12 protein-coding genes are annotated in these 14555 nt (G+C 72.6%); 7 read left to right on the top strand and 5 right to left on the bottom strand.

The features are described 5' to 3' along the window. Positions 1-29: 29 nt before the first annotated feature. Together WJM95_RS29765 and WJM95_RS29760 are read left to right on the top strand one after the other, a co-directional pair. A complete protein-coding gene (locus tag WJM95_RS29765; RefSeq protein ID WP_339133302.1) occupies positions 30-1784 on the top strand; it encodes an ABC transporter ATP-binding protein in 1755 nt (584 codons plus the stop codon). A gap of 192 nt (positions 1785-1976) precedes the next feature. Further along, positions 1977-2888 (top strand): helix-turn-helix transcriptional regulator, encoded by a 912-nt coding sequence (locus WJM95_RS29760; protein WP_339133300.1) that lies wholly within the window; start codon positions 1977-1979, stop codon positions 2886-2888. A gap of 39 nt (positions 2889-2927) precedes the next feature. Here the strand turns inward: WJM95_RS29760 and WJM95_RS29755 are convergent, their stop codons facing one another. After that, entirely contained in the window at positions 2928-3224 is a 297-nt protein-coding gene (locus tag WJM95_RS29755; RefSeq protein ID WP_339133298.1) for a hypothetical protein, read from the bottom strand. 188 nt (positions 3225-3412) lie between these two features. Between WJM95_RS29755 and WJM95_RS29750 the strand changes: the two genes are divergently transcribed. After that, complete coding sequence (locus WJM95_RS29750) at positions 3413-3778, top strand: nuclear transport factor 2 family protein (RefSeq protein ID WP_339133296.1); 366 nt, start codon at positions 3413-3415, stop codon at positions 3776-3778. Positions 3779-3813: 35 nt separating this feature from the next. Continuing rightward, positions 3814-4005, top strand: coding sequence for a hypothetical protein (locus WJM95_RS29745; RefSeq protein WP_339133294.1), 192 nt, complete (start codon positions 3814-3816; stop codon positions 4003-4005). A gap of 43 nt (positions 4006-4048) precedes the next feature. Here WJM95_RS29745 and WJM95_RS29740 read toward each other — a convergent pair whose 3' ends face one another. Further along, positions 4049-5056: a hypothetical protein gene (locus WJM95_RS29740; RefSeq protein ID WP_339133293.1), complete on the bottom strand. Its 1008-nt coding sequence runs from the start codon at positions 5054-5056 to the stop codon at positions 4049-4051. A 175-nt stretch (positions 5057-5231) separates the two neighbouring features. On the opposite strand from WJM95_RS29740, the gene WJM95_RS29735 reads away from it, so the two are divergent. Next, positions 5232-6476 carry a glycosyltransferase gene (locus WJM95_RS29735; protein WP_339135933.1) on the top strand — a complete coding sequence of 415 codons (1245 nt, stop codon included), beginning with the start codon at positions 5232-5234 and terminating at the stop codon, positions 6474-6476. A 95-nt stretch (positions 6477-6571) separates the two neighbouring features. On the opposite strand, the gene WJM95_RS29730 is transcribed toward WJM95_RS29735, so the two are convergent. Further along, a complete protein-coding gene (locus tag WJM95_RS29730) occupies positions 6572-7243 on the bottom strand; it encodes a TetR/AcrR family transcriptional regulator (protein WP_339133291.1) in 672 nt (223 codons plus the stop codon). A 242-nt stretch (positions 7244-7485) separates the two neighbouring features. Between WJM95_RS29730 and WJM95_RS29725 the strand changes: the two genes are divergently transcribed. Beyond that, a complete protein-coding gene (locus WJM95_RS29725; RefSeq protein ID WP_339135932.1) occupies positions 7486-8745 on the top strand; it encodes a YncE family protein in 1260 nt (419 codons plus the stop codon). Positions 8746-8752: 7 nt separating this feature from the next. Here the strand turns inward: WJM95_RS29725 and WJM95_RS29720 are convergent, their stop codons facing one another. Further along, on the bottom strand, positions 8753-10621 hold the full coding sequence (locus tag WJM95_RS29720) for an endoglycosylceramidase (RefSeq protein WP_339133289.1): 1869 nt from the start codon (positions 10619-10621) through the stop codon (positions 8753-8755). Positions 10622-10755: 134 nt separating this feature from the next. After that, complete coding sequence (locus WJM95_RS29715; RefSeq protein ID WP_339133287.1) at positions 10756-12852, bottom strand: translation factor GTPase family protein; 2097 nt, start codon at positions 12850-12852, stop codon at positions 10756-10758. 254 nt (positions 12853-13106) lie between these two features. Here WJM95_RS29715 and WJM95_RS29710 point away from each other — a divergent pair, with 254 nt between their 5' ends. Next, complete coding sequence (locus WJM95_RS29710; RefSeq protein ID WP_339133285.1) at positions 13107-14543, top strand: XdhC family protein; 1437 nt, start codon at positions 13107-13109, stop codon at positions 14541-14543. Positions 14544-14555: the final 12 nt, after the last annotated feature.

Here is a 14555-nt window from a genome sequence, read left to right as displayed (position 1 = left end):
GCCCCGCCTCAACTCCCGCAAGGAGCACCGTGAGCCTGACCGAGACCGCGCCCGAGGCGCCCGCGTGGCGCCTGCTGCTCGGGTACGTACGACCGCATCGCCGTGCCCTGTTCGCGGGCGCGCTGCTGGCGCTCACGACCGGGGCCACCGGACTGCTGCTGCCGCTGGTGGCACGCGGGCTCATCGACGACCTGTCGCACGACAAGTCGATCGGACGGGCCCTGCTCGGCATGGCGGCCCTCGTGGTGACCAACGCGACGCTGGGAGCGCTGGGTTCGTACGTGCTGCGGCGCACCGCCGAGTCGGTGGTGCTGGGCGCGCGGCGCACGCTCTCGTCGTATCTGCTGCGGCTGCGCATACCCGCCGTGGACCGCAGCGAGCCGGGTGATCTGATGGCGCGCATCACCTCCGACACGACCCTGCTGCGCGAGGTCACGACCGACTCCCTGGTCGGCCTCGGCACCGGCGGCCTCACCCTCGTCGCGACGGTGGTGATGATGGGCCTGGTCGACGTGGTGCTGCTCGGTGTCACGCTGGGCGTGGTGCTGTGCGCGGGCACGGTGCTCGGTCTGATCCTGCCCCGCATCAACCGGGCGAGCAGGCGGGCGCAGGACGCCGTCGGGGCGATGGGGGCCTCGCTGGAGCGCACGCTGGGCGCGCTGCGGACGATCAAGGCGTCGGGTGCCGAGCACCGGGAGGAGCGGAGCGTCCACGAGGCGGCCGAGGAGTCCTGGCGGCAGAGCGTGCGGGCGGCCAAGTGGTCGGCGGCCGCGGGCAACACGGCCGGTCTGGCCATGCAGATCGCCTTCATCACGGTCCTCGCGGTGGGCGGCGCCCGGGTCGCGACGGGCGCCATCCACGTCGGCACCCTGGTCGCCTTCCTGCTGTACGTGTTCTACCTGATGTCCCCGATCCAGCAGGTGGTCGGCGCGGTCACGCAGTACCAGAGCGGCGCCGCCGCGCTCGCCCGTATCCAGGAGGCCCTGCGACTGCCCGCCGAACCCGCCTCCCTGCCCGCGCCGCTGCCCGCGCCGGACGCGGAACCGGCGGCGCTCGCCTTCGAGGACGTCCGGTTCCGGTACGCCGACGACCTGCCGTACGTCCACCGCGGCGTGACGTTCACCGTCCCCGCCCGGGGCCTGACCGCGTTCGTCGGCCCCTCCGGCGCGGGCAAGACCACGGTGTTCTCGCTCATCGAGCGGTTCTACGAGCCCGAGGCGGGCGTCATCAGCGTGGACGGCCGCGCGCTCGACGACTGGGAGCTGCCCCGGCTCCGGTCCTCCATCGGCTACGTGGAGCAGGACGCGCCGGTGCTGTCGGGCTCCCTGCGCGACAACCTCCTGCTCGGCAATCCGGAGGCCGGTGAGGGCGAGCTGACCCGGGTGCTCAGGACGACCCGCCTCGACGGCCTCGTGGCCCGGCTGCCCGGAGGCCTGGACACGCTCGTCGGCCATCGCGGCACCAAGCTGTCCGGCGGCGAACGCCAGCGTGTCGCCATCGCGCGGGCCCTGCTGCGCCGCCCCCGGCTGCTGCTCCTGGACGAGGCCACCTCGCAGCTCGACGCCGTCAACGAGGCCGCGCTGCGCGACACGGTGGCCGATGTGGCCCGTACGACCACGGTCCTGGTGGTCGCGCACCGGCTGTCCACCGTCACCTCGGCCGACCGGATCGTCGTGATGGACGCGGGCCGTGTCCGCGCGGTCGGCACCCACCGCGAGCTCGTCTCGGCGGATCCGCTCTACGCCGAACTGGCCGCCACCCAGTTCCTCGCGACCGCCGGATGACACGGGCACGCCGGTCGCGACCGGGCACCGCGCTCCGCCGAAGAAGCCCGCGGGGGTTCCTTGGCGAGGGCCCGGCTCTCCTCTAGGGTGATGTCTTCCTTCCCGCCCCGGGGGGCGGTCGTGCGCACGCGGCCGGCCCCGACCGGGCGGCGAGGCACGCCCCACCCGATCCACAGGCGACTGATCATGGTCATGAACCGACACGCGCCCGGGCAGGCCGACCCCGGGATCATCTTCGCGGCCCCCACCGGCACACCCGCCGGCCTGGAAGTGATCTCCCTGGCCGCGCTGCGCGCCCGGGCCCGTGCCCGGGGCGCCGATCTCGGCGCGCCGCAGCGTCCGGGCTTCCACCAGATACTGACCGTCGCCCGCGGCGCCCTGCGCCAGACGGTGGACTTCACCGGGCACGACGTCGAGCGCGACTCCTGGCTGTGGACGCGCCCGGGGCAGGTCGTGCAGTGGGGAGACCTCGCCGGGGCCGAAGGGACGCTGATCGCCTTCGAGCGGGACTTCCCGGGCGCGGCGACCGTCCGGACGGTCCGGCTCGACGATCCGCACGCCCGCGTGCTGCGCGTCCCGGGAGGCGAGGCGGCCACCTCCCTGCGGGTGGCGGCGGCGCATCTCGAACACGAGTTCCACTCCGCCGGGCGGCTGCCGCGCGACGCGCACGGCGCCGTACTGCGGCACCTGCTGGATGTGCTGGTCCTGCGGCTGGCCCACCCGGACGGGTCCGACAGCCGGGTGGACGGGTCCGACAGCCGGGCCACCCCGCCCAGTGAAACCTTTCTTCGCTTCCGTGCGACCGTCGAACGGGATTTCGCCCACACGCGCCGGGTGGACGACTACGCCCTCACCCTCGGCTACTCGGCCCGCACCCTGTCCCGGGCCGCCCTCGAAGCGGCGGGGATCGGCGCCAAGGAGTTCATCGACCGCCGGGTGATCCTGGAGGCCAAGCGGCTGCTCGCGCACACCGACCTGGCCGCCGCCCACATCGCCGACAGGCTGGGCTTCTCCAGTGCCACGAACTTCGCCAAGTACTTCCACCAGCGCGCCGGACAGCCACCCATCGCGTTCCGCACGGCGGTCCGCGGACGGGTGGACTGATCCGGCGTTCGGCTCTCGGCTCTCGGCTCTCGGTTCCCGCTAGCCCTGGATGCCCGGGAGCAGTCCGGTGACGGGGGCGGCGAGGTCGGTCACCTGGTGCAACTGGTTCAGGTCGTTCAGCCGGTTCAGGCCGGCGAGCTGGGCGGAGGGCCGCGGAAGCTGGGCCTGCGCGGCGGCGGGCAGGTCGCTCGTCGCCAGCGAGTCGAGCGTGGTGATCGGGTTCAGCTGCCCGGCGTCGTGGGCCCCGGAGCCCGCGGCCGTCGCCATCGGCGCGGCGAGCCCGGTGACGCCGACGGCGAGACCAACGGCGGCGACGATACGTCGTGTTGAGATCATGCAACCAGCAACGGCGCGGGCCCCGCGGCGGACACGGCCCGGCACCCGGGCTCACCCGAGAGGCGGATCGCGCGTCTGCGTTTGCCGTGGGCCGCGAGGCGGAGGAGGCTCGATACCGAGGCGCTTCGCGGTCGGCTCGTGACCGGCCCGCGCCTTCCTGAGGAGGACACCGCCCGAGGAGGTCACCCATGGGCACAGCGACAACCCCCGCCTTCGACACCGAGGCGCTGCGCCGGGGCATCGAAGGACACAGTGCGGCGGATCTGCTGTCGCTCTACGCCGACGACGCGGAACTGCGCATCGTGGACCGCAACACCCAGCCGAGCCACCCGATGGTCAAGCACGGCCGTGCCGAGATCGCCGAGATGCTCAACGACGTCTACAGCCGGGACATGACGCACAGGATGGACCAGTGCGTCGTCCAGGGCGACCACGTCGCCTACACCGAGACCTGCGTCTACGCGGACGGGGTACGGGTGATGAGCACGTCGATGATGTCGTTGCGCGACGGCAAGATCATCGAGCAGACGCTGGTACAGGCATGGGACGAGTAGGGAGGAACTGGCCGAAGGTCCAGGTCACGTCTCGTGTGACCTGGACCTTCTCGGCGGGCGCCGCGCTGGGGAGATCCCGTCCCGACCGGTCCCGGCGGCGGGCGGTGACCGCCGCCGGGCTGCGGGTGTCCGCCTCCCTGCTGGACTCGCTGCTGCGGACCGCCCGTTCGCGTTCACGACCGCCGGCACCCCGCCCGCCCCGCAGGCTGCGGATCCGGCCCCGGTGAACCGTGGCCGCCGGGTGCCGCTTCCCGTACGCCCGCGCCGCCTTCAGAGCTGGGTCGGAACCGCTGCCGGGACGGCTTCCCCCGCCCGGAGGAGCATCGGGGAGGCCCGGTCCACGAGGTCGTGCAGGAGCGCCGCGTAATCGGCGTCGCCGCCGAGTTCGCGCAGCAGGGCATGGGCCCGGTCGCGGAAGACGCCGATGCCCTCCTCGTAGCGGCGCAGCACGTCCGGTGCGAGCAGGATGCCGATGAGGGCCGCCGCCGCGTCGGTCGAATGCCGTGCGGCGGCGTGCAGTTCCAGGACGTGGCCCGCGGCTTCGCGGCCCGCGCTCTCCACGGCGCACGCCAGCAGATAGGTCACCGTGCCGTTCGCGAGGTCCTCGTTGCGGCCGGTCAAAATGTCCTGCTGATCGTTGAACAGCTGCCACAGGACGCCGAAGACGTTCCCGAACTCCCGCCAGAGCTCGACTCTTTCGTCCGGCCGGCAGGCCAGCCGCGCGGCCATGGCGGTGACCATGCTGTACGGCGCGCCCGACTTGCCGAGGTACGCCGTGACCACGGCCTCGCGTGTGGCCGTGTCCACGTCCGCGCGCAGATCCCTCAACTGCCCCTCGGTGGCGCCTATCCAGCACCTGACGATCTCCGCCGACAGCGGGGCGCGCGCCTCCTCGGGGATGCGCGGCGACTGGACCATGAGCAGGGGAAGGGGAATTCCGCCGATGACCGTGGCGAGCAGTGCCTCGCTCTCGCGGAGGCCTCCGGCGGCGAAGACGGCCTGGCCGTCGGCGAGGTCGTCCAGATAGCACGCGGAGGTCCACCACAGTTCGTGGACCACGGCCAGGGGAACGGCCGGTCCGGGGGCTCCGGTCTCCACGGCGTGGACGATCAGCGGCAGCACGCAGTGGGGGTAGGCGAAGGTCCGGTGTTCCAGGAGTTCGGCGACCGCGGCCCGCACGGACGGGGCCGGACCCAGCGTGTCGAGCGCGCGTTCCCGCTCCGCGTCGATGTCCGCGGACATCTCCCGATGCAGCTCCTTGTACGACTTCGCTCGCACGCAGCCCACCCCCACCACTCTTTTGTTCGAGCACCGATTCGATCATTCGCCATGATGGCGAGCCAGAGCAACTTTGCGCCATGGCCGGTTTGTTGAGGAACCGGCGCCCGCCGGTGAAGCGCGGGTCCGCCGGACGCGAACCCCCGCCATACTGGCCCTCGTGCGAGTAGCGATCATGACCGCGGGTTCGCGGGGCGACGTGGCGCCGTTCACCGGTCTCGGTCACGGTCTGGTGCGGGCGGGGCACGAGGTGACCCTGGTGACGCACGGATGCTTCGCGGACCTGGTCGCGGGCTCGGGGGTGAACTTCCACGCCCTGCCCGTCGATCCGCGGGCCGAACTGGAATCCGAGCGAGGGCGGCGGCTCCACCGGAGCGTGACCGGCGCCGGAAAAATCTTCCGGCTCGCGGAGCTGGCCCGGTCGCTCGCCGGACGGCTGACCGGCGACATGATCGCGGCCGCCCGCTCCAGCGACGCGCTCCTGCTGTCCGGTTCGCTGGGCCCGCTCGGCCACTGCGTCGCCGAGGGACTGGGTCTGCCCAGCATGGGGGTGCATCTCCAGCCGCTGGCACCGACGCGGGAGTTCACCCCGCCCGTGGCCGGCGTCCGCTCCTGGGGCCCCGCCGTCAACCGGGCCGCGGGGTACGGGGTGAACCTGGCCGTCGAGCGGGTCTTCGCCCGGACGGTGCGGGACCTGCGCGGGCAGTTCGGTCTGCCGCCCCTCGGCCCCGTCGCGGCCCGCCGCGCCAGGGAGCGGGGCGCCTGGCCGGTGCACCACGGATTCAGTCCCCTGGTGGTGCCGCGGCCGCGGGACTGGAGACCGGGGCTCGACGTGGGCGGTTACTGGTGGCCCTACGACGGCGAGGACGCCCGGCTCCCCCCGGCACTGTCGGACTTCCTGGACGCGGGCCCGGCTCCGGTCTTCGTGGGCCTGGGCAGCGCGACCGTCCCCGATCCCGGCCGGCTGAGCGGCGAGATCGTCCGTGCCCTGCGCGCCGCCGGGCTGCGCGGGGTGATCCAGCGGGGATGGGGCGGGCTGCACGCGACCGGCGAGGACATGTTCACGGTCGGCGAGGTGCCGCACTCCGTCCTGTTCCCCCGGATGGCGGCGGTCGTGCACCACGCGGGGGCCGGCACGACGGCGGCGGGTCTGCGGGCGGGGGTCCCCGCGGTGCCCGTGCCGGTCCAGTTCGACGAGGGCTTCTGGGCGGGGCGGCTCGTCGCGCTCGGGGTCGCGCCCGGCGTCCTGTCGCCAAGGGGCCTGCGGGCCGAAGGGCTGGCACCGGCCCTGGTCCGGGCGACCACGGACCCCGCGTTCCGGCGGAACGCGCGCGACCTGGCGGAACGCCTTCGCGCGGAGGACGGCGTGGCCCCGGTCGCCGAGGCCCTGGCCCGGCTCGGACACCCCGGACGCTCCTGAGGACCCCGCAGGTCGGAGCGGTGGTCCAGGCGGCCTCCTCGCTCGTGCGGGGGCCGGGCTCTCTCGCGAACCCGGGGTCCCGTCCTTCCCGGGGCCTACGGGTTCGCGGCCCCGCCCGCGCCCCAGCCGGCGGGACGCAGGATCCCGAGCAGCTGGCGGACCAGCTCCTCCACCACCTCGTCCAGGGTCGCGTCGACCCAGCCGGCGTTCCAGTCGTGCAGCAGTCCGTTCACGCTGCCGATGAAGGCGGTGGCGGCCAGCCGGTAGTCGCGCGGCGCCGCCTCCCGGCGGGCGACGGCACCCGCCGCCTCGCCGCAGATGAACTCCACCCAGCGGGCACGGCGTGCCAGCCGCTGCTCCTCCAGCCGGGCGCTCACGCCGATGATCTCGACGAAGGTGATCCGGATGCGGCGCGGATCGCTCGTCACGTTCGCCGCGTAGGCGCGGAAGAGCGCGGTGGCACGCTCCGCGAGCGGAAGGTCGCGCGCCTCGGCCAGCGCGGCCAGGGCGGCTTGCTCGGCCCAGTCGTTCACCTGGAGGTGGAGGGCCGCCAGTACGTCTTCGAGGCCGCGGAACTCCTCGTAGAACTGGCGCGTGGACAGTCCCGCCGTCTCGCTGAGGGCCGCCACCGTCGTGGAGCGGTACCCGGGGCCGGCTCCGAACAGCTCGAGCCCGGCGTCGAGAAAGCGGCGGCGGCGCTCCGCCCGCCGCTCCTCGGCCGTCCTGCCGCCGTACCGCCCGGTGGGCTGTCTGAGTCTGCCCGCCACGCGCACCTCCCCTGGACGCCTGCACGAACCGATGTTCGCCCCTTCGGCGATTTTCTCCCGCACCGCCCCTTGTGAAGAGGCTCCCCGAGTCCTTACTTTCCAGTAAGTGCACTTTGAAAGCGGGCGTGTTCAGATTGCCGCTTGTCATGCTCTTGCCATTCGCGCGTCTCGCGCACAGCACAGCACGCTCCTGGTCCACCGTGCCGCCACCCGCACTCCCCCACTACGACAGGGACCTGCTCATGTCCGTCCACGGAGTCAGACACCTCTGCACGCTCGCCGCCGCCCTGACGCTCACCCTCGGCGGTACGGCGACCGCCGCCTCCGCCGTCGGCGCGCAGGCGCAGGCCACCGATCTGCGGGAGGTGATGTTCGTCGGCAACAACTGGGAAGGGACGGCGGACGTCATCAGGTCCTCAGGCGACTTCGCGAAGGTCGGCCGGATCGACGTCATCCCGGACAAGGCCGAGCGGCTCGCCGCGATCAACGCCGACCCCATCAAGTGGGCCTACTTCATGGGCATCCGCAATGGCGTCGGCGAGGGACACGACCAGTTCGTCGACGACATGTACTCCACACCGGACGGCAGGTCGGTGGTGGTCTCGCGGCCGAGCTTCGCCGACGTCGTGTCGATCGACCTCGCCACCGGCCGCATCAACTGGCGTTTCCCCGTGGCGGGTTACCGCTCCGACCACATGGCCGTGTCGCCCGACGGGACCCGGGTGGCGGTGTCGGCCTCCACCGCGAACACCGTGCACGTGCTCGACATCACGACCGGCGCGCAGCTCGGATCCTTCGCCACCGGTGACAAGCCGCACGAGAACATCTTCACCCACGACGGCAAGTACATCTGGAACATGGCGATCGGTGACGTCACCACCGCTCTCGACGACCCCTGGCTGGACTGGACGAAGGGCGACCGGAAGATCACGGTCGTCGACGCGGCCACCTTCAAGCAGGTCAAGGTGATCGACATGCGTCAGCGCCTCGACGCGATCGGCCTCAGGGACTTCTCCGACGCCGTCCGCCCCGCGGTCTTCTCGCCGGACGAGTCCAAGCTGTACTTCCAGGTGTCGTTCTTCAACGGCTTCCTGGAGTACGACGTGGCCACCGACCGGATCACCCGGGTGAAGACCCTCCCGAAGAACCCCGCCACCAGCAGCGACCGCACGACCTGGGTCAACGACTCGCGCCACCACGGCATTTCGATGAACCCCTCCGGCACCAAGCTGTGCGTCGCGGGGACGATGGACGACTACGCGACGGTCGTGGACCGCGCGACCCTCCAGGAAGGACCGCTGGTCCCCGCCTCCAAGCCGTACTGGGCGACCGTGAGCGGTGACGGCAAGGACTGTGTCGTCTCCGAGAGCGGCGCCGACCAGGTCACCGCCATCGACTTCGAGACGGGACTGAAGACGGTGTCGGTGCCGGTCGGCGACCACCCCCAGCGGGTCCGGCTCGGCCATGTGCAGGCGAACTGGACGGGACCGAGCGCAAACTGACGGTCTCTCAGCCAAAGCGGGCGGCGGCCCAGGCGGCGAGTTCCGCCCGGGCCCCGTTCAGCAGCGCGGTGGACGGGGCGCTCGCCCCGTTCGTGACCAGCGCGTAGTGCACGGTTCCCGAGCCGGACGCGGTGAGCAGGAGGCGGCGGCTTCCGGTGCCGCCCGGTTCGGGAGCCACGGCGACGGGCGTGGCCGTGGTGTAGGCGGGCGGGGAGAGCGTCGCTCCGAGGTCGGACACCACCGTCGTGGCCGCCGTGGGGAAGGAGGCCGGCAGATGGAGTTCCGTCGGGGCGGTGCCGCTGCCGGAGCGCCACACGAGCAGGCCGTACTGCCCCGTTCCGACCAGCTGGGAGACCTGGGGCAGGGTCGAGGGAATCGGGTTCCAGGTCAGCGTGGCGGAGCCGTCGCGGGAGCGGTCCTCGTAGGTGAAGGCGAGGGCGGAGCCCGCGGTGGCCGAGGGATAGAGGCGGTCGAGGAGCCTGGCGTCCTGGCGCAGTACGGGCGTGCCCGAGTCGTCGAGGCGCACGGCGGACATGTCCTCGTCGTTCCAGGCGTCGCCCGTGGTCAGGACCTTGCCGGGGTTGTCGTTCATCAGCTCGCGGTGGCGGCCGCTGTAGAGGTCCCACTGCCACTGGGTGCCTGACAGGACCGGTCCGGACGCGGCCGCCCCGGACCACCAACCGGCGCCGGTGAGACGGGAGTCGAGGGCCTGGTACATCGCCTTGTCGACGGTGGGGGCCTTGTCCGAGACCGTGCCGGAGAGCGGGTGGCCGAACTCGGAGACGAGGGCCGCCGTCCCGGCGGCGCCGGCCCGGTCCCGCACCGTCCCGAAGTCGCCGGTGTACTGGCCGTCTCCCGCCTTTCCCCACATGAGAACGCCCGAGATGGCCTTCTGGTCGTAGAAGTGGGTGTTGAAGACATAGCGCGGGCCGAGCGTGCCCGCGTCGAGCAGTCCGCCCTCCTGCTTCTGGGAACCGATGTTGGCGTTCCAGAAGAGGTTCGGTTCCACGAAGGCGGGCTTGTCCTGCCAGCCGGCCGCGTCCATGCGGGCCCGGAACCTCCCGTAGAACGGCCAGAGCAGGTCGCGTTCCCAGGTGCGGCTGGTCTGGCCCGAGTCGTAACTGCCCGCGTAGGGCTCGTTGTACGGGTCGAAGCCGGTGACTCCCGCGAACTCGGCGGGGGTGAGGTGCTGGGCGATGTACGTCATGCCGGCCTGGGCCGTGGCCAGGAAGGCGTCCTGGAGCCCGTAGGAGTTGTGCCAGAAGTCGTACTGTGCCGCCTTGACGGCGTTGTTCTGGGTGATGTTCTGGCCCCAGAAGAGACAGATGCCGCAGGACTCCTGGGGGTAAGCGCCGGCGGTCACGGCCCACTTGGGGGCGCCGTCGCCGGAGTACCAGCTGCCCGTGTTGAACAGGTACCGGGAGTAGAGGTCCTGGTGGAAGTCGGGGAGGACACGGATTCCCGCGTCGAGGAAGGCCCGCATCTGGTCGGTGGCCGCGGCGAGATAGGCGGTGTCGACCTGGCCGCGCACCGGTTCGGCGTGCGCCCAGGAGAGCAGGAAGCGCACGGAGTTGCCGCCGCCGAGGGCCCGCAGCGCGGTCGCGGACTTCACCGCGTCGGCGACCGAGGAGAAGGGCAGTCCGCCGTTCTCCTCCAGCTTGGTCTCGCCGGAGACGTTGTAGCCGCGCAGGACGACCTCGCGGCCGAGGCCGTCCGTGAGGCGGCCGTTCGCGACCGTGAGGGCGGCGGCCGCCGGCTGGTCGAACCAGAGGGAGTCGGGGAGTCCGTCCGCGGCGGCGGGCCGGGTGCCCGCCGCCGTGAGGAATCCGGTGAGGAGTACGAGGACGCCGAGCAGACGCGCACGTAACTTCGTCATGTACACAACAGTCCTGCCGCCTCCGGGAGGCGTCAACACCTCTGACTCCTGAGTAAGTTTCTCGTTTCACCGCCCTCGCTCGCGGTGCCGCGGGCTCGGCCGGCGGCGGGTGAGGCGCCGGTGCGGCCCGCGCCTCACCCGCCGACCCTGCGGGTCAGGTTCAGCAGGTACTCCTTGCGGTCCAGCGGGTTCGGATCGGTCCGCGGACGGTCCGGGACCGCTCCGTGCGCCACGGGCGCGTAGTGGTCGAAGGCGCACTCCAGCTCGCCCTCCCCCCGCGTCAGCCCTGGCAGTTGCTGCTCCAGGTCATGCGCCCGCGCCACCGGCAGCACCCCCTCCAGCACACACGAGGACCCGTCGATCCGTGTGGACCGCGGCACGGCTCGCTGCCGGGCCAGCACCGGCAGTACGGCGCCGAGCGTGTCCGCGGGCGCCTCCAGCCGGAAGCGGTGCATCGGCTCGTACACCCGGCTGCCGGCCTCGCGCAGTGCCGCGATCAGCACCAGCGGGGTCAGCCCCCTGAAGTCGGCGCCCGTGCTGGACATGCTCTTGTCGAATTTCTGGTGGGCATGGCTCTGGCGGGGTGAGTAGCCCGAGTGCGTCATCGTGACGACGCAGTCGGTGACCCGCCACCCGTGCAGCCCCTGCCCCAGGGTCTCCTCGACGGTGTCCTCGACCGCCTTGAAGAACGCGTACGGCATCGATCCGAGTTCGGCCTCCAGCCGGAACTCCACACCGGAGCCGACCGGCGCCGGGTCGATCCGCAGTCCGACGGTGGCGAGGAAGGGATTCCCGTCCTTCTTGTTGAACTCGACCGACGCCCCCGTGCCCTGGGGCCGTTCGACGCACAGCGGGGTCGTCCCCCGGAAGTGGACGTCGATGCCGTACTCGTCGGCGAGGGTCGCCTGGAGAACCTCCTTCTGCACCTCGCCGTAGAGCGACACGGAGATCTCGCCGCGCGATGCGTCGTGCCTGAGGCCGATCAGCGGGTCCTGCTCGGCGAGTTGGGTGAGCGCCGTGTGCAGCGCGCCCCGGTCGGCGGGACGGCCGGGCGAGACGACGGTCTCCAGGGTCGGCGGGGCGAAGTGGTGCCCGCCCGCCGACGAGGGCCACGGTTCGCCGAGGGGGTCGCCGGTGCCCGGCCGGGGCCGCGGTTGGCCCAGGGTGTCGCCGGTTCCCGGCCGGGGCCATGGTTCGCCGTTGATGCCGCCGGTCCCCGGCCAGGGCCGCGGTTGGCCGAGGGTGTCGCCGATCCGGACGGTGGCGAGCCCCCACAGCTTGCCGATGCGTCCGGCCGTCACGGACGCCTCGCGGCTCGCCGACCCCTGGTCGAAGACACTGATCGCGGTGACCTTCCCCTCCTCCCCGTCGCGCAGGGTGATCCGGTCACGGGTCCGCAGGGTCCCCGAGAACATCCGCGCGTACGCGATCTTCTCCCCGGCCGCTCCCCGCTCGACCTTGAAGACGGTGGCCGACACCGGTTCATCGGCGTCCGCCCGTGCCGGGGGCAGCAACTCCCTGATTCCGTCGACCAGTTCGGTGACGCCCGCGCCCGTCGTGGCCGATCCGAAGAACACCGGGTGCACCAGGGCCCGTCCGGTCTGCCCCACGAGCGCGGTGCGCAGGCGTTCGTCCGGCACGCCGCCCTCGACGTACGCGGCCAGCAGTTCCTCGTCGTGCGCGGCGAGCGGGTCGAGCAGACGCGGGCGCAGCCGGTCGGCGGAGTAGGGGGCGAAGTACGCGGCGGGCGTGCCCCGTTCGGCGGGCTCGCCCATCGGAACGATCGCCGGGGTGAGGCGCTCGGAGATCTTCGCCAGGACCTCCTCGTGCCGGGCTCCGCGGCGGTCGATCTTGTTCACGAAGATCAGCGTGGGAATGCGCAGCCGCTGGAGCGTCCGCATCAGCACGCGGGTCTGCGCCTGGACGCCCTCCACGGCCGACACGACCAGGACCACGCCGTCGAGCACACCGAGGACCCGTTCCACCTCGGCGATGAAGTCCGGGTGACCGGGGGTGTCGATCAGGTTCACCGTGAGGTCGCCGACCGCGAAGGAGACGACGGCGGACTTGATCGTGATGCCGCGCTGCCGCTCCAGTGCGAGGAAATCGGTCCGGGTGTTCCCGTCGTCGACGCTGCCGATCTCGTCGATGACCCCGGCCGTGTACAGCAGCCGTTCGGTCAGGCTTGTCTTACCGGCGTCTACGTGCGCCAGGATTCCGAGGTTGAGCATGTGCACCGGGTGTCATGTCCTTCGAGACGAGAGGGATTCCTTCCTGGGTGGACATGAACGGTGCGCGCATGAGCTGCTCCTCGATCCCGGGTGGACACGTCCCCTCAGTGCAGCAGTGGGCCGCCCGGGAAGGCAACGCATTAACGCTCAACGAAACCTCGCCGCGGGGCGGATCCTTGAAGGTGACCGGATCCTGGTCCTCGAAGGTGACCGGATGCTCGCTGGGCGCTGCCCGACGGCGAGAGGAGCGGACGATGCGTGACATCCTCCCCGCGCTGCACGGGTGGTACGCGGCCGGATCGCCCTTCGGGCTGGCCACGGTGGTGGCGGTCGGCGGCAGCGCGCCCCGGGACCCGGGCGCGGCCATGGCGGTGGGTCCGGGCGGCGAGGTCGTGGGCAGTGTGTCCGGTGGCTGCGTCGAGGGAGCGGTCCTCGAACTGGCCCGCGAGGTGATCTCCTCGGGCGAGGCCCGTCTGGAGACGTTCGGGTACAGCGCCGAGGACGCCTTCGCCGTGGGGCTGACCTGCGGCGGAGAGATCACCGTGCTGGTCCGCCGGGTGTCGGCCTCCGATGACCGGACCATCCCGGCGGTGGCCCGGTCCGTGGCGACGGGCCGTCCGGTGACGCTGGCGACGGTCCTCGACGGCCCGGCCCCACGGGGGGCGGCACTGGCCGTACGGCCCCGCGCGGACGGGTCCGGGGACGAGCGAGTGCCCCCTGCGGTCCGGGCAGCGGCCCCGTTCGGCGCTCTGCCCTGCCCTGCGGGCGGCGGGTCCGACGGGGACGGCGCGGCAGACGGCACCGGCACGGACGGCCCGGCGGGCGGCTCCGACGCGGACGGCCCGGCGGGCGGCTCCGACGCGGACGGCCCGGCGGGCGGCTCCGACGTGGACGGCCCGGCAGAGGGATCCGGCACCGGCACGGACGGCCCGGCGGACGCCACAGGCACGGACGGCCCGGCAGAGGGCACAGGCACTGGCACGGACGGCCCGGCAGGCGGTACCGGCGCGGACGGCCCCGGGTGCGCGGTGTTCGGTTCGCTCGGGGTGGCCGGGGTGGATCGGGCGGTCGTGGCGGACGTGTGCGGCGGGGCGGCACGGGGCTTCACCGGGCAGCGGCACTACGGTCCCGGCGGCGAACGGTGCGCGGACGACGTCACCGTCTTCCTGCACTCCTTCGCGCCGCCGCCGCGCATGCTGATCTTCGGCGCGGTCGACTACGCGGCCGCCGTGGCCCGCGTCGGCGCCTTCCTCGGCTACCGCGTCACGGTGTGCGACGCCCGCCCCGACTTCGCCGCCCCGAGGCGGTTCCCGGGGGACGTGGAGGTCGTCGTGGACTGGCCGCACCGCTATCTGAGCGGCACGACGACCGACGAGCACACGGTGGTCTGCGTCCTGACCCACGACCCCAAGTTCGACGTACCCCTGCTGGAGGAGGCGCTGCGCCGCCCGGCCGCGTACATCGGGGCGATGGGCAGCCGCCGCACGCACGAGGACCGCCTGGAGCGGCTGCGCGAGGCCGGCGTGCCGGAGAGCGGGCTGTCCCGGCTGCGCTCCCCCGTCGGCCTCGACCTCGGAGCCCGTACGCCGGAGGAGGTGGCCGTGTCCGTCGCGGCGGAGATCGTCGCCGTGCGCCGGGGCGGCAGCGGAGCACCTCTGACCTCGCGGAGCGGGACGATCCATCCCCGCTGACCCGCCGGGCAC

This window comes from Streptomyces sp. f51 (assembly GCF_037940415.1).
Lineage (GTDB): Bacteria > Actinomycetota > Actinomycetes > Streptomycetales > Streptomycetaceae > Streptomyces.
This window is presented reverse-complemented; position numbering and strand designations above follow the sequence as displayed.